Origin of the sequence: Thalassospira sp. B30-1, from assembly GCF_015767575.1 — a bacterium.
GTDB lineage: Bacteria > Pseudomonadota > Alphaproteobacteria > Rhodospirillales > Thalassospiraceae > Thalassospira > Thalassospira xiamenensis.
The window spans coordinates 3,292,800-3,310,527 of the sequence record NZ_CP065232.1 but is presented as its reverse complement, the minus strand read 5'-3'; the positions used below and the strand labels follow the sequence as shown (position 1 = coordinate 3,310,527).

Below are 17,728 nucleotides of genomic sequence, written 5' to 3'. Positions count from 1 at the left end.
GATGAGCAATGACGACGAAGATTTCACCGCCCAAAACGAGAGCAATCGGTTCGGCGGGAGGGTTCGTCGTTATGCGAAGGTGGGGGCGTCGGCTGGAAAGCTGGCTGCACGCCTTGCCACGGGAAAAATGTTCGGCGGTGATATCGATCATTCGAAATATGCCGCCGAACTGACATCCGCCTTGGGCGGGCTTAAGGGCCCGTTGATGAAGGTTGCGCAAATCCTGTCGACCATCCCCGATGCCCTGCCAAAGGAATATACCCAGGCACTGGCAACGCTTCAGGCGGATGCCCCCAGTATGGGATGGCTGTTTGTCAAACGCCGGATGCGCACCGAACTGGGGGCGGGATGGCAGGAAAAATTCACCGATTTCAGCCGCGATGCGGTGGCCGCCGCATCGCTTGGGCAGGTTCATCGTGCCACACTTGATGATGGTCGAACGGTGGCCTGCAAGCTGCAATATCCCGATATGTCGGCGACAGTGGAAGCCGATCTTAAGCAGCTTCGCGCTGCATTTGCGATCTATCGCCGGTATGACAGCGCGATTGATGCCGAAAATATTCAGCTTGAACTGACCGCGCGCCTGCGCGAGGAACTTGATTATGAACGTGAAGCCCGAAACATGCTGCTGTATCGCCACATGCTGGCCGATGAGGATTGTGTGCATGTGCCCGAACCGGTGATGGATCTTACGACCAAGCGGCTTCTGACCATGACGTGGCAGACTGGGCAGAAATTCCAGAAATTCCTTGATAGTGATCCGTCGCAGGAAGCACGCAATCAGGTGGCGCTGAAAATGTTTCGCGCGTGGTATGTACCATTTTACCGTTATGGCGTGATTCATGGCGATCCGCATCTGGGGAACTATTCGCTGCGCGATGATCTGTCGGTCAATCTGCTTGATTTCGGCTGTATCCGTATTTTCCCGCCTGCTTTCGTCAATGCCGTCATCACGCTTTATGAAGCATTGCGGGATAAGGACGAGGAAAAGGCGGTTCATGCCTATCAAAGCTGGGGATTCGATAACCCGTCACGAGAACTGATTGATGTTCTTAATATCTGGGCTGGTTTTGTCTATGGCCCGATCCTTGATGATCGCGAACGCCGGATGGATGAAACCAATTCGGTGGCCTATGGGGCGGAGGTCGCGGGCAGGGTGCACCGTGAGTTGCGCCGCGTCGGTGGGGTCAAGCCGCCGCGCGAATTTGTTCTGGTGGATCGTGCGGCCGTTGGGCTTGGTGCGGTGTTCCTGCGCCTTGATGCGCATCTGAACTGGTATCAGATATTCAACGATCTGGTCGGAAACTTTGATGCGGACATATTGGCCCGCAACCAGGATGCTGCCCTTTCCAAAGTCGGGCTGGATCGTCCAGAAAACTGATCCGATTTCCCTGTTTTATAATTTTATTTTTGACGTTCCGGATCGAAAGAATCGGTTGGGTCGATTTGCTAATTGATCGGCTATTTCGAAACAATACAGTTTTGCATGATCCTTTTTCGGCTATTTAATCCGAAATTTCCCGACTTGAACGACCCCGGGTGTTGAAAACTTTTTCCTTTCTTTGCTTGCGTTGTGATGGGTTTGGTGAAAACCTGCGGGTGTGTTTTTCAAATAATATTCACTTACTGCGATGGCGTGAAATAGGGGAAACTTCCATAAATCAGGGGATTGATTCTATCTGTTCGGGATAAGGACCTGTTACAGGGTGGAAATAATATGTGCGAAAATCCGCTCACATGTGTTTTGAGACAATATAAACTGAAATTAAGTTAAAGTGATTTTTTATAGGGTTTTGATGTTGTCGCAGGCCGGAAGAAATCGCATCTTGCATTCAACGCAGACAAGGCAGGGCGTCATTGATTGTTTGTCCTGAGCACCAATGGCGGGTGGGACCTGACTTGTCGCCAAGGCTTTTTGCCTCGGAATGCGTGGTGGGAAAGTGGGCGGTTTCTTCTGTTAAAGCGGAAGAACCGCCTTTTTTCTTGCCGGGCAAGGGTAATCGTGGCCAGTCTGATGCGCAGGCACCGGACGCGGACCGCGTTTTATAAAAACAAAAATGCCGTGCTTATTCATAATTGTAGGGAAGGAGGTTGAACGCGATGAAACTGGCCGTTCCAAAGGAAATATGGCCCGGGGAAAGGCGCGTTGCCGTTACACCAGATACCGTCAAGAAACTGATTGGTCTTGGGTTTGACGTTGCAATCGAAGCTGGTGCCGGAATTAACGCCGCGATACCGGATGATCGCTTTACCGATGCTGGTGCAACCATTGCCAAAACGATGAAAACCACCGTCAAGGATGCCGATGTGATCCTGAAGGTGCGCCCGCCGGTTGTTGATGGAAAAACCGACGAGCTTGCCGCCTATAAAAAGGGTGCCGCCATCATTGCCTTGCTTGATCCGTATGATCGCAAGGATCTTATTGAAAAAATGGCGGCGGCGGGGGTTTCGTCCTTTGCCATGGAACTGATGCCGCGCATTTCGCGTGCCCAGTCTATGGATGTGCTATCGTCACAATCCAACCTGGCGGGGTATCGTGCGGTGCTTGATGCCGCCCATGAATTTGGCCGGATTTATCCGATGATGATGACGGCGGCCGGGACGTTGCCACCCGCACGCGTTGTTATCGTCGGGGCCGGTGTTGCCGGGCTTCAGGCGATTGCGACCGCCAAGCGCCTTGGCGCGGTGGTTTCCGCGTTTGATGTGCGCCCGGCAGTCAAGGAACAGGTTCAATCGCTTGGCGGGACGTTTATCGAGGTCGAAGACGACGCAGCCGACGGCGAAACCGCAGGCGGTTATGCCAAGGAAATGTCGGACGAATACAAGGCCAAACAAGCCGCCAAGCTTAAGGAAGTTCTGGCAAAGACCGATATCGTCATCACAACAGCATTGATTCCGGGCCGTCCGGCACCGGAAATCGTTACCGCCGATATGGTCGCGGGCATGAAGCCGGGATCGGTCATCATTGATCTTGCGGCTGAACGCGGTGGCAACGTTGCGGGTGCGAAACTTGGTGAAACGGTTGTGACCGATAATGGTGTGAAAATCATTGGCCCTGAAAACATCACCAGTTCCGTCGCAACCGATGCAACGGCGATGTATGCCAAAAACCTTCTGAATTTCATCACGCTGTCCGTTGACAAGGAAAAAGGCACGCTGGCCTTCAATGCCGAAGACCAGATTATTGCCGAAACCATGCTGACCCGTGATGGCAAGGTTGTTCATCCGAAATTCGGTGGTGAGGAGGTCGCAAATGGCTGATCAATCCGTAACCCAAAATGCGGCCCAGAATGCCGCCGAGAATGCCAACGAGCTGCGCGATGCGGCCCTTGGTCTGGCCGAAAAGGCCGCAAAGCTTGCCGATAGCCTTGCCAATCAGGCGGGCGATATGGCCAGCTCGGCCAACACGGTTGTCCATACAAGCGGTGTCAGCCCGACGGTGCTTGGCCTGACGGTGTTCGTTCTGGCCTGCTTTGTTGGCTATTACGTTGTTTGGAAAGTCACCCCGGCCCTTCATTCACCGTTGATGGCGGTGACCAATGCCATTTCATCGGTGATCATTGTTGGTGCGCTTCTGGCGGCTGGCCCGATTGATATGAACCTGTCCAAGGCGATGGGCTTCATTGCCGTGGTGCTGGCGTCGGTCAACATCTTTGGCGGTTTCATCGTCGCACAGCGCATGCTGCACATGTTCAAGAAAAAGAAGTAGGGGAACACACAATGTCGGAAAACCTGTCGGCTTTCCTGTATCTGGTGGCGTCCGTCTGCTTCATTCTGTCGCTGCGCGGTCTGTCTTCACCGGAAACGGCACGTAACGGGAATATCCTTGGCATGGTGGGGATGGCGATTGCCATTCTGACCACCCTGGCATCACCCGAAGTCGTGTCATATACCACCATCATTGTCGGCATTTTGCTTGGCGGGGCCATTGGTACGGTCATCGCGCTCAAGATCAAGATGACGGCATTGCCGCAACTTGTTGCCGCCTTCCACTCGCTGGTGGGTCTGGCAGCGGTGTTTGTTGCCGCCGCCGCCCTTTATTCGCCGGGGGCCTATGGCATTGGCACGGCGGGCAATATCGGGGCGGCCAGCCTGATTGAAATGGGCCTTGGTGTTGCCATTGGTGCGATTACCTTCACCGGCTCGCTTGTTGCCTTTGGCAAGTTGCAGGGGATCGTATCGGGTACGCCGGTTCGCTTTACCGGGCAGCATATGCTCAATCTTGCGATTGCAATCGGTATCCTGGTGTTTGGCATCATCGTTGTGACCACCGAAAGCCATACGGCTTTCTGGATTCTGGTGGTGCTTGCTCTGGTGCTTGGCGTGACGCTGATCATTCCGATTGGCGGGGCGGACATGCCGGTTGTTGTCTCGATGCTGAACTCCTATTCGGGGTGGGCGGCATGCGGCATCGGCTTTACGCTTCAGAACAATGCCCTGATCATCACCGGCGCACTGGTTGGTGCATCGGGTGCGATCCTGTCCTACATCATGTGCAAGGGCATGAACCGGTCGATCTTTAACGTCATCTTTGGCGGCTTCGGGACCGAGGGCGATGCAGGCCCGGCGGTCGGAACCGATGGCGACCGTTCGGTCAAATCGGGCTCAAGCGACGATGCGGCCTTCATCATGAAAAACGCGTCGAGCGTGATCATCGTGCCGGGTTACGGCATGGCGGTGGCACAGGCCCAGCATGCGCTTCGTGAAATGGGGGATATCCTCAAGGCCGAGGGCGTTAATGTCCGCTATGCCATCCATCCGGTGGCGGGGCGTATGCCAGGCCACATGAACGTGCTTCTGGCCGAGGCGAATGTGCCTTATGACGATGTGCTTGAAATGGAAGAAATCAACCGCGATTTCGGCACGGCGGATGTGGCCTTTGTGATTGGTGCCAACGACATCACCAACCCGGCGGCCAAAACCGACCCGTCATCGCCGATCTTTGGCATGCCGATCCTTGAGGTCGAAAAAGCCAAAACCGTGCTGTTCATCAAGCGTTCAATGTCGGCAGGTTACGCCGGTATCCAGAACGAACTGTTCTTCAAGGACAACACGATGATGCTGTTCGGTGACGCCAAAAAGATGTGCGAAGAGATTGTGATGCATCTCGACGAGTGATTTGGCTTCACTGTTGAAACAGGAGAGGGGCGGCCATTTGGTCGCCCTTTTTCTATGTGAAACGAAACATGACTTTTGCTGTCTTTTAGTCAGAAATCATATCCGAGGGCTAAGTGTTCCGACTTCTGAAAGTATCCGTCTTTACGATTGTCCTGTTGTCGCTCGCGCTAGTGGCGTCGGTTTCGGGTATTTTCATCACCTATTTTCGGCTGACCGCCGAGGAGCCGGTGGCGCGGATTACGTTCGAGGAAGTCGGGGATCAGGAATACAATGCCTATCTGACATTGCCCGGCAACGACATTCCCGGCAAATACGTGATTTACGGCGATCAGTGGCGTATTGACGCGGAGTTTGTGAAGATCAAGCCGTGGGCCAATATTCTTGGCGTGGATTCCCGGTACAAGCTGGTGCGGCTGGAAGGTCGATATCAGGATATCGAAGATCAGAACACCCGCCCGCATATGGCCTATGACCTTGGTGCGACCAAGGGCATTGATATCGGCAAGCTGGTGGCGGACTGGAATTTCCTGATTGATGCGGAATATGGCAGTTCGACTTTTACCGATATTGCGGTCGCCAATACTTATACGGTCTATAAAAGCCAGTTCGGGCTTTTGGTGCGCGAAGACGTTACACAGTCGAATGACGCAAGAAAGGGAGCTGTTGATGGGGTGTTTGACTGGTTGTTCGGGTCGAAATGATGCCCGGGTTTCAGTCGGAAAATTAAAACCCGTCCGACGAATATCGGACGGGTTTGTTGTTTGGCCCCGGCTTTATTGTGCGGATTTGATCAAAGGATCATCGCCGCGATCCACGCAAACACAACCATGCCGAAATTGGCGTGGATGAAGGTCGGGATCACTGAGTCCTTTACATGATCATGCTGCCCATCTGCATTAAGGCCCGATGTTGCGCCAAGCGTGATGGTGGATGCCGGTGATCCGGCATCGCCAAGGGCAGCCGATGCCCCCAGAAGCGCGATGGTCGCCATGGGCGAGAAGCCAAGGGCCAGTGCCAGCGGGATATAGATCGGAGCCAGGATCGGCACGCTGGCGAAGCTGTCGCCAAAGCCGATGGTGATGAAAAGGCCGACCAGAAGCATGATCAGCGCGCCAACTGCCTTGTTATCGCCGATCAGTTCGGCACTGGCCTGCACCAGCGGAGCAATTTCGCCGGTGGCATCAAGCACCCCGGCAAAGCCCGATGCGATGGTGATGATCACGGCAATCTGGGCCATCATCCGCATGCCTTCGGTGAAGACATCATCCTGAGCCCGCCAGCGGAAAATGCCCGCCGCCGCCAGAATGACAAAGCCGATCATTGCCCCGACCAGAAGGCTGTCAAACTGCAACTGGCAGATCAGCGCAACGGCAAGGGCCGTAACGGTTGCCAGCAGTTGAAGTGGATTGATCGATACGGGCTTGGCCAGGTTGATATGGTTCTCGGCAGATGGATCGGTCACATAATCGCGGGGTTTGCGATAGGTGATGAAGACCGCAACCAGCATCCCGGCAACAATCCCCATAACCGGCAGGAACATGGCCTTTGGTGCCATATCGGCCGTCATGGAAAGGTCATAGGCCGAGCCAACGTCGTTGACATTGGCCATCAGGATTTCATTAAGGTAAATCGCGCCAAAACCGGTCGGCAGCAGCAGATAGGAAAAGCTGATCGAGCAGGCGAGAATGCAGGCAACGGCGCGGCGGTCAATCCGCAGGCGATTGAATACCGCCAGAAGCGGCGGGATCATCACCGGAATAAAGGCGATGTGAACCGGCACCAGGTTCTGCGAAATCAACGAACAGAAAATAAAGATCGCAAACAGGAACCATTTAAGGCCCTTTGAGGTGCTTTGCGCATCGCTTCCGACACGGGCGGCGATCTTTTGGGCAAATAGATCAAGAATGCCCGAACGTGCAATCGCAACCGCAAAGGCACCGATCATCACATAGGTCATGCCGACCTGCGCGCCGACCAGAAGGTTGTCATTAAGCGCGCCGATGGCGGTGTTTGTGTCCATCCCGGCATGGAGTGCACCCAGCAAGGCGGCGGAAATCAGCGCAATCGGCACTGGAACGCGCAAAAGACACAGCGCGATCATGACAACGATGGTCAGTAAAACAGCATTGATGTGGTAATCGACCAGTGCGGCAATGCCATAGATCGCGGCCATCACAGCGATGACAGGCAGGACGCGGGTCAGTCGGTAATATCCATTGAAGTCGGATCCGGCGGGGGCGTTGCCGGTATCGGTTTGTGTGTTCACAGTCATGTCTCCCCGATTGACTGGTTGGTGGTGGCGCAAAGGTGTTTGCGCATGGCGGGTGAAGACCTGCCGGGGAATTGTTTAAAACAATCCGATGCCAAGGCAAAAAACTTAGCAGGAATGACAGCTATGCGATCCGGGGAGACATTTGGAAAAGGGGTATAAAAAACCAAACCCGCCCGGATTGCTCCGAGGCGGGCTTGGCGCACGGGTCCGGTTTTAGCAAGCCAAAACCGATCGTACAGTCACGTTCGAGGAACCCCGAAAGTGAAAAAGACTAGAAGCCTTCGCGCTCGATGCGCTTGCGCTCCAGCTTGCGGGAACGGCGGACTGCTTCCGCCCCTTCGCGAGCTTTCTTCTCCGACGGCTTTTCAAAGTGGCGGCGGAGTTTCATCTCACGAAAAATGCCCTCGCGCTGCATCTTTTTCTTAAGCGCTTTCAGAGCCTGATCGACATTGTTGTCGCGAACGATTACCTGCACGGAAACCACGCTCCTTTCAAAAAAACAAAAACACCCGGATAAGGCAGCATGCCCTCCGGTTGGTAGCACGGCCTGTATGACCGTGGGCTTTATATAGTCCAAAGCGGAGCAAAAGAAAAGAGGGAAGGAGATATTCGCCTTTGGCGTTTGTTGAGCCAAAGGCGCAAAACGCCAAGGCAAAACACGAATTTCCAGACTCTGGGTTTGTGGTGTTGCGCTTTGCGCGAATTGTATGTCCGAAAAAATCTCAAAAGTTGATATAATGCTTTGACAAAATTGGGCTTATCGCTGGGGGTGAGTTTGGGTATGCCGCCGGTGGCGTAGGTTTGCATCCGCGCAGAGCCCTCATAACGGTGGGATATTTGCACATGGAAAGCTCATTGCGAGAGACGGCAATTGCACATGCGCCGTTCTTCATTACCGGGCCCGGACAGTCGGATGTGTTGTTCATGATTGTTGTCTGGTCTGTCGTTCTGGGGGTGTTTGGGTTGGGGGCTCTTTATCTGAGCCTGCATGCCCTGCCTGAACGGTTGGCCCATCATGCCAATCACACCCAGATCCAGCTTATCAGTATCCTGACGCTTCTGGCGCTGTTTACCCATAACAACCTGTTCTGGCTGGCGGCTTTGGTGATTGCCGTGGTTCAGGTTCCCGATTTTTACACCCCGATTAATGCGATTGCTGATGCCGTGAAGGCCATGGCACGGGAAAAGGGGGTAATGAGCGAATCCACCGGGCCAAAGCCGGTCACCGATGGTGACGCATCGACGATCTCCGCCGATATGAATGTGCAGGAGGGCCGTAAAGATGTTTGAACTTATGCTATGTTCCATTTTTACGATCCTGCCTGATTACTTGATTCGCCGATATCGGCAAGGCAAGCGCATTGGCAAGGAAATTACGCTGTTTTCGGTCTGGTATGAGCTGCGCTACGGGATTGTCGGCTGTGCGATCCTGACAATTTCGCTGATTACGCTGATTTTTTATTACCACCCGTCAAGTCATAACGTTGCGTCGTTCTATCGGACCCTGACCATCTTGCCGGAGAAAAATGGCCGGGTGGTCGAGATTTATGTCGATAACGATGATCAGGTAAAATCGGGCGAACCGTTATTCCGCCTTGATGACCGGACAGAAACCGAGGCGGTCGAAATCGCCCGGCAGCAGGTGCAGGAAATCCGTGCGCAGATGGCGGTAACGCAGGCTGATCTTGCGGTGGCGAACGGCAATCTTGAAGAAGCGCAAGGGGCGTATGAGCAGGTGCGCGAGGAATTGGCGGTCAAGGCTGATCTTTTGTCACGCGGTACCAATGCGGTTTCCCGGCGGGAGGTCGAACGGCTTGAAGTGGCCTTAACCACACGACAGGGATCGGTTAATGCGGCCAAGGCCAATGTCAATGCCGTCGAAACCAGAATGGAAACCCTTCTGCCAGCCCAGCTTGCCAGCGCGGAAGCGTCGCTTCGTTCGGCCGAGGTTGCCCTTGGCAAAACCGTTGTCCGGGCCGGTGTCGATGGCGTGATACAGCAATTTGCATTGCAGATCGGTGATATCGTCAATCCGTTGTTACGTCCGGCCGGTATCCTTATACCAGCCGAACCCGAGGAGGTCATATTCCAAGCCGGTTTTCAGCAGGTTTCCGCCCAGGTTGTCAAAGCCGGGATTCTTGCGGAAATGTCGTGTGCGTCGCTGCCGTTTGAAGTCATCCCGATGTTGGTAACCAGCGTGCAACCGGTGATTGCTGCCGGTCAGTTCCGCCCGACAGACAGATTGCTAGATATCTCGGAACGGGCCGTACCGGGTACGTTCCTTGCCAAAATGATCCCGCTTTATCCTGAGCAGATCAAGGATGTGCCAAGGGGCAGCCAGTGCGTTGCCAATGCCTATACCAATACCCATGATCAGCTTGAAAACCCGGAAATCGGTACGGGCGAATGGTTGTTCCTGCATATGGTGCAGACGGTCGGGATCGTGCATGCCTTACTCCTGCGTATTCAGGCGCTGCTCTGGCCGCTACAGACGTTGGTTTTGTCGGCTCATTAGGCGGCGGATCATGCGTAGGGGCTTTACAGTCGGGGCGTTTTGGTTGGATATAGAGCCATGTCGATCCTTAAAATTGCCCGGATGGGCCACCCGGTTCTGCGCAGGGTCGCGGACCGGGTCGAAAACCCGCTTGATCCAGAAATCCAGCGTTTGATCGCGGATATGAAGGACACCATGAAGGATGCCGGGGGCGTTGGCCTTGCGGCGCCACAGGTGTTTCAGTCAAAGGCGATCATGGTTTTTTATGTCCCGGCCTTTCGCAAAAGCGATGATCCCGATGATGCGGAAGTGCCGTTAAGCGTGCTGATCAATCCGGAAATAGAGGCGATTGGCGATGAAATCGTTGATGGCTGGGAAGGATGTCTGTCGATTCCCAGGTTGCAGGGCGTGGTGCCGCGCTGGAACAAAATCCGTTACCGCGGGTTAGATGAATATGGCAATGACGTTGAACGCATTGCCGGTGGATTCCATGCGCGCGTGGTTCAGCATGAATATGATCATTTGATCGGGGTGATGTATCCCGAACGTATGGAAGACATGACGTTGCTGGGCTTTGCCGACGAGTTGCGCGACAACCCGCCCGAGACGCCCCTCAGACAGGGGGCATCATCTGCTGACAGTTCCGGTGATGGTGCCAATGACGAAAGCAAGGAGGCCTGAAATGACCGTTTCCGAAAGCATGAACCGCCTGCGTACGCAGCGTGAGGCGCTGGTTGCGGCGGCACTTCAACATATCCCGTTTGACGGCTGGAGCATGGCCGCCCTTCGCAGCGGTGCCGAGGACCTTGAACTTGCACCGGGCGAGGTGGATCGTCTTTTGCCTGGGGGCATTCGTCAGGCCATCATTACCTATGTCGAGATGACAGATCGCAAAATGGTCGAGGAACTCGACAAGCTTGATCTGCCATCGATGAAAATCCGCGAACGGATTGCGACCGCGGTCAAAACCCGTCTGTCGCTGGTGGAACATGAAAAGGATACGGTGCGGGCAGCCCTTGCCTATCTGGCATTGCCGCAAAACGTTCCGCTTAGCCTTAAGCTTACGCATGGGACGGTGGACAAGATGTGGATCGCGGCCGGTGATACATCGACCGATCACAATTGGTACACCAAACGGATGTTGCTGGCGGGGGTTTATGGTTCAACCCTTGCCTACTGGCTGGATGACAAATCCGAAGGTCACGCGGATAGCTGGGCCTTTCTGGATCGCCGGATCGGCAATGTCATGCAGATTCCGAAAATCACCGGAACGGTCAAAAAGGCCGGGAAATTCGCGGCAACCCCGTTCAAGCTTGGTGCGAAGCTGGCCAAATGCATGCCAACGCCGGGTCGGGTCCGTCGCCAGTTCGGCGCATAGACCGGCTCTGATTTATATCCATAGACAAAACGCCGCCCTGCATCGGGCGGCGTTTTGCGTTGGGGAGGACTTTGGAGACAAGACTGGTGTGACTGCGTCTAGCGCATCAGAAAGCTCAGAAGCGTCGTGTCGGGCTTGTTCGCCTGTTCCATTTCGGCGGCAAGATTGATGCTGAACGGTGCACCGTTGTCGTTGGCAACTTCCGTTTCGCCATTGGCGTTGTCGATATCAATCGGCTTTGGTTTGGCGGCCAATGCAACCAGTTCATAGGGCAGGTCACCCATCCACATGCCTTTGCGGTTTTCCTTGGCATGGGCCTGATCCCCCAGATAGGTCAGGCAGTTCGGGTTGCCATCGCAGCTGTTCATATCGACAATTGCCCAGCCCGCGCGCAGCAGCAAACGGTTGATGTCGGTCTGACCCATGCGGCATTCGGTCAGCATCGGGAATAGCTGGGAGTCTGAGACCTGCTGGCAGGCGATGGCATAATTTTCAATGATGCGGTCAAGTGCCTGTGCGGCGGCGGCCCCGCATTGAAACTCGACACTGCCCGCCCGGCAGATCATGCCCGGTCGCGGGGCGCGGATGCCAAACAGTTCGACAATCATATTGCCGAACCGAAGCTGATCGCCTTGCAGTACATCCGGGAAACCCGCGGCCCCCGGTGCGGCGTGGGCGGCGTTATTTGTGCCGGTGGCTGATGCAAAGCCGGCTATGACTGCAAGGATGAGAAGAAGTTTTTTCATCACGCCTGTTACCCGAAAAGTATTTCCTGACGGGATATCAGCAAGCGCAATGCCAGTTTGGCAGGAAGAAACTGCCTGCCAGGCGAAGCATCTGTGATCCAATGAAAAATGCCCCGAAACCAGCATGGTTCGGGGCATTGGCATAAATTGCACTTGGATGGATATCAGTCCTCTTTGGGCAGGACCCAGGTGACGTGACCCATCTTGCGCCCGGCTTTGGCTTCGGCCTTGCCATAAAGGTGCAGTTTTGCATCCGGCTCGGCCAAAATTGCCTGCCAGTCATCAATGTCATGGCCCAGAAGGTTCTTCATCCGGGCATTTGAATGGTGGGCCGGATTGCCCAACGGCAATCCGCAAACAGCACGGATGAACTGTTCAAACTGGCTGGTGACACAGGCATCAATCGTCCAGTGGCCGGAATTGTGCGGGCGCGGGGCAACTTCGTTTACCAGAACGTCGCCATCAGTGGTCACAAACATCTCGACCGCCAGCAACCCGACAAATTCCATCGCCTCGACCAGACGGGTGGCGATGTCCTCGGCCTTTCGGGCAAGATCGGCGGGAATTTTCGCCGGGGCGATGGTGACATCAAGAATGTGATTGGTATGCACATTTTCAACCGGGCAGAAGCAGGCGGTGTCCCCCTTGACCCCGCGCGCGACAATGACGGAGATTTCGCGTTCGAACGAGATGAAGCCCTCAAGGATGGCCTCGGCACCGTTCATTTCCGCCCATGCGTCGGCAAGGCTGGTTGCGTCAGTTATTTTGACCTGCCCCTTTCCGTCATACCCCATTTCGGTGGTCTTAAGAACGGCGGGGCGGCCAAGTTTGGCAACAGCGGCCTCAAGATCGGCAAGCGAACGGACGGCGGCAAAAGGTGCCGTGCCGATGCCGTTTTCATTGCAGAAGGTCTTTTCACGCAGACGGTTCTGCGACAGATGCAGGCATTTCCAGCCCGGACGGACCGGCACCAGTTCGGATAACAGTTTCACGCTGTCATGCGGCACGTTTTCAAATTCAAACGTCACGACATCGACATCGGCGGCAAAGGCACGAAGCGCATCGAGATCGGTGTAATCGGCAATTGTTGCCTTGGCACAGACCTGTTCGGTCGGGCTATCGGTGCCGGGGCCGAAAACATGGACCTTATAGCCAAGTTCGGCGGCACAAAGGGCGGCCATCCGGCCAAGCTGGCCATTGCCCATGATGCCAATCGTGCTGCCCGGTGCGATGATGCGTGTCGCGAAATCCTGCGTCATTTATTCCTCGAATTCCTTCACAATCCCCGGTTGGGGCGGGCATCATTGATCTGAATGATGCCAAAGAAAAACGCGCCCGTTCGGGCGCGCTTCATTCATGTCACGGTGCGGGATCGACCGGTTCATCGGCAACCGCATCGGTTTGCTGTGCGCGCCAGTCGTCAAGGCGACCGGCCAGCGCATCATCCATCAGCGCCATGATCCCGGCGGCCATCAGGCCGGCATTCTTTGCCCCGGCCGAACCGATTGCCAGTGTTCCGACCGGAACGCCGCCCGGCATCTGAACGATCGACAGAAGGCTATCAAGGCCTTTAAGCGTGCGGCTTTGTACCGGAACGCCCAGAACCGGAAGCGGCGTCATGGCCGCGGCCATGCCCGGAAGGTGGGCCGCACCACCAGCACCGGCAATAATCACCTTAAGGCCGCGCGACTTTGCTGATTTGGCATAGTCATACAGGCGATCAGGGGTGCGATGGGCTGATACGATTTTGGTTTCGTAGGGGACGTGCAGCGCATCAAGGACATCTGCTGCATTTTTCATGGTTTCCCAGTCAGACTGGCTTCCCATGATAATGCCGATGACCGGGCGTTGATCGCTCATGCTGGCGGCTCCGTTTTCGGGCGTTATCAGAAGGCCCGCATTATAGGCAGGAAGGGTGATCATGCAAGCCCGCCAATGGCGCGGTATGACATCGTTTCGCGCAGCATTCTGCGCGGCGCGCAATATTGCGAATGGGTAGCTATAAGGGTAGGGATACTATCCTTGCTTACAGTTGATAATTTAAGTGAAGTATAAGTATTTTGGGTTTATAGTTGTTGATCTTAATTTTTGTCTCTGTGCAGGTAGCACAAGAGAGGGCAGACATGAAAGTCACCAGACCCGGTGCCGCCACACCGTCATCAATGGGGGCGGGCGATGGACGGTATCCATCCAATCCCTATGCGGCGTACACCTATGGCAGGTCGGTGCGCAAAAAAGGTGCGCCTGATCCCGATCAGCATCAGGTTGATATCGTCAATCGCGATATCCTGAATGCCGAACCGGCTGTTACCGCGAACATCCACGACATTGCCGATGTTCTGGGCATTCCTGATGAACAGGTGACCCCGGCTGTGGAACGGGCGATTTCGCGTTTGATGCTGCGCGTTAACGGGCTTTCGGACCATCTGAGCGAATTGCAGCGTCATCAGGTCGAACTGGCCCGCGCAGAAGGGCGTGATCCATTTACCGGCGCGTTAAGCCGCACCAGTTTCATGCAGATTGTTGAAAATGAAATGGTGCTGGTTGGATCGGATCGAACGACGCGCGCGCTGTTGCTGTGCGAGATTGCCAATCTTGATGATGTGTTGCAGCGTCACGGTCATGGATGCAAGGAAGGGGTGTTTACGTTTTTGTATCGCACGATTACCGAATTCATCATGCCGCCCCATCAGGTCGGATATCTTGGCTGCAACGATTTTATCGCGTTGCTTTACAATATGGATGAACAGGATGCCTGGCAGCGGGCAGACGCAATTACACGCCGGTTAAGAAAGCATCCTTATTTCTGGAACGGAAAATACATCACCATCGTTCCGGTATTTGGCATTTATCACGTCAAATCGGGGGAAACCGCCGAAGAAGCGCTGGTATCTGTCGACTATGCCCTGCGTGCTGAAAAAGAAATGAAATCAGCACAATTACAACGTATTCCAAGCGGTCTTTGAGGCGAGAACGGCGTCCTGCCGTGCCGCTCGTGTCTTTCCAAAAGGGGTGTTCTGCCGGAAACACCGGATTGTTTATCAGGCGATAATGTCGGGTACGAGCTGCGACTCGAGATACAGAATCTCGTCCTTTAGGGCGAGTTTCCGTTTTTTCATGCGCCCCAGCCGCAACTGATCGTGATGGGCCCCGTGGGCCAGTTGTTCGATTGCGATATCGAGATCACGATGTTCCTCGCGCAGAAACAGCAGTCTTTTTTCAACCGCGATCTGATTGATTTCGTCCATTTTTGATCCAGCTTGGTTAGCGACGCGAAGAGCCTGTAATACTATCAGAATTCGGGTTGGCAACCCATATGATTTGTAATCTGCTTTGTTAAGTAAGATCGGATAGGACGGAGGATACGGATGCGGATCGGAATTCTGACCAGTGGCGGCGATTGCGCGGGCCTGAATGCGGTTATTCTGGCGGTTGTACGCCGTGCGGTACTTGGTTATGGCTGGGACGTGGTTGGCATCCGGCAGGGGACGCACGGTTTGATGCAGGACCCGCCGCAGGCCATTGATCTGAACGATTACGTCAATAATGACGGAATGCTGCGTTTGGGCGGTACGATTCTTGGCACCGTGAATAAGGGGGATCCGTTCCATTATCCGATGCCTGATGGCAGTTTTGCCGACCGATCCGCCGATGTGATTGCCGGGTATCACAAGCTTGGCCTTGATGCCCTGATCGGGGTTGGCGGGGATGGCAGTATGGCGATCCTGCATCGGTTGGCCGAAATGGGTGGCATCAATCTGGTGGGTATCCCCAAAACCATCGATAATGATCTGGCACTGACGGAATATTCCGTCGGCTTTACCACGGCGGTCAATGTGGCGGTCGAGGCACTTGACCGGTTGCAGCCGACAGCCGCATCCCATGACCGCATCATGATCCTCGAAGTCATGGGGCGCGATGCCGGGCATATTGCCCTTTTTGCCGGAGTTGCGGGCGGGGCGGATGCGATCCTGATCCCGGAAATGGATTACGATCTGGATGCCCTGACCGAGCATTGCCTGAACATTCGCAAGCGCGGGCGCAATCATGCGCTGGTGATCGTTGCCGAGGCGGTCAAGCGTGATGACGGTGCGGCGGTGACGCAAGGTGATGATGGCCAGAAAATACGTTATGGCGGGATCGGTCATTGGTTGGCCGATGAGTTGGGCGCACGAACCGGCTGGGAAACCCGCGTCACCGTGCTGGGCCATGTACAGCGCGGCGGGATTCCATCGCCGCGCGACCGGGTCATTGCATCAGCCTTCGGGGTGCATGCGGTGGACCTGATTGCGCAGAAAAGGTTTGATCGTGTCGTCGCCTGGTCAAAGCGCAAGGTGATCGATGTTGCGATGGCCGATGTGATTGTCGGGCCGCGTCTTGTCGATACCAAGGGAACCATGGTATCGACCGCAAAAGGGCTTGGTGCCTATCTGGGGCATCCGCCAGAAACAGCGCGGACGGCAAAGACGGTCTGATCAAAAGATCGCATGCTTATAAAAACGAAAAACGCACAGGTTGGATATGAACGCAGAGGAAGTCTGGGCCTTTACGGTCGAGATGTATGGACGGGACGGCGTTGCGCCGCTTTGTCTTGAATTGCAGGAACGTTGTGATCTGGATGTGAACATGTTGCTGTTCATGTTCTATCTTGGCCAGAAGGGGCAGGCACCGCATAGCATATCCGCCCTTGAAAATGCGGTGCGGGACTGGCGTGAACAGGTGATTGTGCCGTTGCGCAATACCCGTCGCTTTTTGCGCAATGCCGATTGGAGCAGTGCGCAAAAACTGCGTGGCAAGGTCAAGAATGACGAAGTTGCCGCCGAACGTATCGAACAGGAACTTCTGTGCAAGGCCGTTGAAACCGTCCCGGCCGGTGATCCGATGGCACCGGCACGGGCCTATTTATCGCCGACCCGCTTTAAGATGAGCCAGTCGGAATGCGATGCTGCGCTGGAACAGCTTTGCGCCTGCATGAAGTTAAGTCCGAAGGCGCAGGGCGGCCTGATAGCTTAATCCGTCTTGCGCGGTTTGCCGGTGACCGGGATGTGGTTTTCGGCGTCCGTGTCGCCCCAGCGGGCCGTTTCCGGGAGATCAATATCAAACAGATCAAGGATCCGGCCGCAGCTTTGCGTGACCATTTCATCAAGCGATTGCGGGCGTGCATAGAAGGCGGGAACCGGCGGGGCAATGATCGCACCGTTTTCAGTCGCCAGTGCCATATTGCGGATGTGGCCGGCATGCAACGGCGTTTCACGCGCCATCAAAACCAGTCGGCGGCGTTCCTTGAGCATCACATCGGCGGCGCGTGCGATCAGATTGTCGGCGACTCCGCTTGCGACCTCGGCCAGGGACTTCATCGAGCAGGGGGCGATGACCATGCCGCGTGCGCGAAAAGAACCGGATGCGATTGAGGCACCGATATCCGCATTGTCATGGACAACGTCTGCCAACTCTTTGATATCGCGGATTTTAAAATCGGTTTCATAAGCGATTGTGCGTTCTGCCGCCTTCGAAAGGATCAGGTGAGTCTCGATTGGCGAATTTTTCAGCAGCTGTAAAAAACGAATGCCATAAATCACCCCGGACGCGCCGGTTATGCCAATGATAAGTCGATCCTTTTGAGACATTTTATGTGTTATCCGGGTCACTATTTGAACGATTGCGTCGTCGAAAGACTGGAAATCATATTACAGAATTACTACCATCTTTGTGTGGGCAAA

At 55.0% G+C, this 17,728-nt stretch carries 19 protein-coding genes; 12 read left to right on the top strand and 7 right to left on the bottom strand.

Going from position 1 to position 17,728, the window contains the following annotated elements; genetic code table 11:
* Window position 1: 1 nt before the first annotated feature.
* From IT971_RS15645 to IT971_RS15625, 5 genes are all read left to right on the top strand, one after another.
* Window positions 2-1,381: an AarF/ABC1/UbiB kinase family protein gene (locus IT971_RS15645; protein WP_063092381.1), complete on the top strand. Its 1,380-nt coding sequence runs from the start codon at window positions 2-4 to the stop codon at window positions 1,379-1,381.
* 719 nt (window positions 1,382-2,100) lie between these two features.
* Window positions 2,101-3,261, top strand: a complete 1,161-nt coding sequence (locus IT971_RS15640) for a Re/Si-specific NAD(P)(+) transhydrogenase subunit alpha (protein WP_063092382.1) — start codon at window positions 2,101-2,103, stop codon at window positions 3,259-3,261.
* Entirely contained in the window at window positions 3,254-3,709 is a 456-nt protein-coding gene (locus IT971_RS15635) for an NAD(P) transhydrogenase subunit alpha (protein WP_007091103.1), read from the top strand. Before IT971_RS15640 ends, IT971_RS15635 begins: the two co-directional genes overlap by 8 nt.
* A gap of 11 nt (window positions 3,710-3,720) precedes the next feature.
* A complete protein-coding gene (locus tag IT971_RS15630; protein WP_007091102.1) occupies window positions 3,721-5,118 on the top strand; it encodes an NAD(P)(+) transhydrogenase (Re/Si-specific) subunit beta in 1,398 nt (465 codons plus the stop codon).
* Window positions 5,119-5,231: 113 nt separating this feature from the next.
* Complete coding sequence (locus IT971_RS15625; RefSeq protein ID WP_063092383.1) at window positions 5,232-5,819, top strand: hypothetical protein; 588 nt, start codon at window positions 5,232-5,234, stop codon at window positions 5,817-5,819.
* Between the two features lie 89 nt (window positions 5,820-5,908).
* On the opposite strand, the gene IT971_RS15620 is transcribed toward IT971_RS15625, so the two are convergent.
* Window positions 5,909-7,390, bottom strand: a complete 1,482-nt coding sequence (locus tag IT971_RS15620) for a Na+/H+ antiporter family protein (protein WP_082822645.1) — start codon at window positions 7,388-7,390, stop codon at window positions 5,909-5,911.
* 271 nt (window positions 7,391-7,661) lie between these two features.
* A complete protein-coding gene (gene rpsU / locus IT971_RS15615; protein ID WP_007091098.1) occupies window positions 7,662-7,865 on the bottom strand; it encodes a 30S ribosomal protein S21 in 204 nt (67 codons plus the stop codon).
* A gap of 368 nt (window positions 7,866-8,233) precedes the next feature.
* Between rpsU and IT971_RS15610 the strand changes: the two genes are divergently transcribed.
* Genes IT971_RS15610 through IT971_RS15595 form a run of 4 tightly spaced genes read left to right on the top strand, consistent with a single transcriptional unit; the run spans window position 8,234 to window position 11,262 of the window.
* Window positions 8,234-8,680 carry a hypothetical protein gene (locus IT971_RS15610; RefSeq protein ID WP_007091097.1) on the top strand — a complete coding sequence of 149 codons (447 nt, stop codon included), beginning with the start codon at window positions 8,234-8,236 and terminating at the stop codon, window positions 8,678-8,680.
* The gene (locus IT971_RS15605) at window positions 8,673-9,905 is read left to right on the top strand and encodes an HlyD family secretion protein (RefSeq protein WP_063092384.1); all 1,233 of its coding nucleotides are present in this window, start codon (window positions 8,673-8,675) and stop codon (window positions 9,903-9,905) included. Before IT971_RS15610 ends, IT971_RS15605 begins: the two co-directional genes overlap by 8 nt.
* Before the next feature lie 57 nt (window positions 9,906-9,962).
* Window positions 9,963-10,565: a peptide deformylase gene (def, locus tag IT971_RS15600; RefSeq protein ID WP_063092385.1), complete on the top strand. Its 603-nt coding sequence runs from the start codon at window positions 9,963-9,965 to the stop codon at window positions 10,563-10,565.
* Between the two features lies 1 nt (window position 10,566).
* On the top strand, window positions 10,567-11,262 hold the full coding sequence (locus IT971_RS15595; RefSeq protein ID WP_063092386.1) for a COQ9 family protein: 696 nt from the start codon (window positions 10,567-10,569) through the stop codon (window positions 11,260-11,262).
* A 98-nt stretch (window positions 11,263-11,360) separates the two neighbouring features.
* On the opposite strand, the gene IT971_RS15590 is transcribed toward IT971_RS15595, so the two are convergent.
* From IT971_RS15590 to purE, 3 genes are all read right to left on the bottom strand, one after another.
* The gene (locus tag IT971_RS15590; RefSeq protein WP_037990184.1) at window positions 11,361-12,008 is read right to left on the bottom strand and encodes a thermonuclease family protein; all 648 of its coding nucleotides are present in this window, start codon (window positions 12,006-12,008) and stop codon (window positions 11,361-11,363) included.
* A gap of 164 nt (window positions 12,009-12,172) precedes the next feature.
* On the bottom strand, window positions 12,173-13,267 hold the full coding sequence (locus IT971_RS15585; RefSeq protein WP_063092387.1) for a 5-(carboxyamino)imidazole ribonucleotide synthase: 1,095 nt from the start codon (window positions 13,265-13,267) through the stop codon (window positions 12,173-12,175).
* Between the two features lie 100 nt (window positions 13,268-13,367).
* A complete protein-coding gene (purE, locus tag IT971_RS15580; RefSeq protein WP_063092395.1) occupies window positions 13,368-13,868 on the bottom strand; it encodes a 5-(carboxyamino)imidazole ribonucleotide mutase in 501 nt (166 codons plus the stop codon).
* Window positions 13,869-14,131: 263 nt separating this feature from the next.
* Between purE and IT971_RS15575 the strand changes: the two genes are divergently transcribed.
* On the top strand, window positions 14,132-14,974 hold the full coding sequence (locus IT971_RS15575) for a diguanylate cyclase domain-containing protein (protein ID WP_007091090.1): 843 nt from the start codon (window positions 14,132-14,134) through the stop codon (window positions 14,972-14,974).
* Between the two features lie 75 nt (window positions 14,975-15,049).
* Here IT971_RS15575 and IT971_RS15570 read toward each other — a convergent pair whose 3' ends face one another.
* On the bottom strand, window positions 15,050-15,256 hold the full coding sequence (locus IT971_RS15570) for a YdcH family protein (RefSeq protein WP_007091089.1): 207 nt from the start codon (window positions 15,254-15,256) through the stop codon (window positions 15,050-15,052).
* A 120-nt stretch (window positions 15,257-15,376) separates the two neighbouring features.
* On the opposite strand from IT971_RS15570, the gene IT971_RS15565 reads away from it, so the two are divergent.
* Together IT971_RS15565 and IT971_RS15560 are read left to right on the top strand one after the other, a co-directional pair.
* On the top strand, window positions 15,377-16,483 hold the full coding sequence (locus IT971_RS15565) for an ATP-dependent 6-phosphofructokinase (protein WP_007091088.1): 1,107 nt from the start codon (window positions 15,377-15,379) through the stop codon (window positions 16,481-16,483).
* Window positions 16,484-16,529: 46 nt separating this feature from the next.
* Window positions 16,530-17,021, top strand: coding sequence for a TIGR02444 family protein (locus tag IT971_RS15560; RefSeq protein WP_007091087.1), 492 nt, complete (start codon window positions 16,530-16,532; stop codon window positions 17,019-17,021).
* On the opposite strand, the gene IT971_RS15555 is transcribed toward IT971_RS15560, so the two are convergent.
* Entirely contained in the window at window positions 17,018-17,635 is a 618-nt protein-coding gene (locus tag IT971_RS15555) for a UbiX family flavin prenyltransferase (RefSeq protein WP_063092388.1), read from the bottom strand. The genes IT971_RS15560 and IT971_RS15555 overlap by 4 nt on opposite strands.
* Between the last annotated feature and the right edge of the window lie 93 nt (window positions 17,636-17,728).

What these genes read in the sequence shown, in the direction of transcription:
- def (WP_063092385.1), top strand. Translation starts at nt 9,963, where the DNA reads ATGTCGATCCTTAAAATTGCCCGGATGGGCCACCCGGTTCTGCGCAGG.
- IT971_RS15565 (WP_007091088.1), top strand. Translation starts at nt 15,377, where the DNA reads ATGCGGATCGGAATTCTGACCAGTGGCGGCGATTGCGCGGGCCTGAAT.
- IT971_RS15575 (WP_007091090.1), top strand. Translation starts at nt 14,132, where the DNA reads ATGAAAGTCACCAGACCCGGTGCCGCCACACCGTCATCAATGGGGGCG.
- IT971_RS15645 (WP_063092381.1), top strand. Translation starts at nt 2, where the DNA reads ATGAGCAATGACGACGAAGATTTCACCGCCCAAAACGAGAGCAATCGG.
- IT971_RS15620 (WP_082822645.1), bottom strand. Translation starts at nt 7,390, where the DNA reads ATGACTGTGAACACACAAACCGATACCGGCAACGCCCCCGCCGGATCC.
- IT971_RS15595 (WP_063092386.1), top strand. Translation starts at nt 10,567, where the DNA reads ATGACCGTTTCCGAAAGCATGAACCGCCTGCGTACGCAGCGTGAGGCG.
- IT971_RS15585 (WP_063092387.1), bottom strand. Translation starts at nt 13,267, where the DNA reads ATGACGCAGGATTTCGCGACACGCATCATCGCACCGGGCAGCACGATT.
- IT971_RS15560 (WP_007091087.1), top strand. Translation starts at nt 16,530, where the DNA reads ATGAACGCAGAGGAAGTCTGGGCCTTTACGGTCGAGATGTATGGACGG.
- IT971_RS15590 (WP_037990184.1), bottom strand. Translation starts at nt 12,008, where the DNA reads ATGAAAAAACTTCTTCTCATCCTTGCAGTCATAGCCGGCTTTGCATCA.
- purE (WP_063092395.1), bottom strand. Translation starts at nt 13,868, where the DNA reads ATGAGCGATCAACGCCCGGTCATCGGCATTATCATGGGAAGCCAGTCT.
- IT971_RS15640 (WP_063092382.1), top strand. Translation starts at nt 2,101, where the DNA reads ATGAAACTGGCCGTTCCAAAGGAAATATGGCCCGGGGAAAGGCGCGTT.
- IT971_RS15630 (WP_007091102.1), top strand. Translation starts at nt 3,721, where the DNA reads ATGTCGGAAAACCTGTCGGCTTTCCTGTATCTGGTGGCGTCCGTCTGC.
- IT971_RS15605 (WP_063092384.1), top strand. Translation starts at nt 8,673, where the DNA reads ATGTTTGAACTTATGCTATGTTCCATTTTTACGATCCTGCCTGATTAC.
- IT971_RS15555 (WP_063092388.1), bottom strand. Translation starts at nt 17,635, where the DNA reads ATGTCTCAAAAGGATCGACTTATCATTGGCATAACCGGCGCGTCCGGG.
- IT971_RS15610 (WP_007091097.1), top strand. Translation starts at nt 8,234, where the DNA reads ATGGAAAGCTCATTGCGAGAGACGGCAATTGCACATGCGCCGTTCTTC.
- IT971_RS15570 (WP_007091089.1), bottom strand. Translation starts at nt 15,256, where the DNA reads ATGGACGAAATCAATCAGATCGCGGTTGAAAAAAGACTGCTGTTTCTG.
- IT971_RS15635 (WP_007091103.1), top strand. Translation starts at nt 3,254, where the DNA reads ATGGCTGATCAATCCGTAACCCAAAATGCGGCCCAGAATGCCGCCGAG.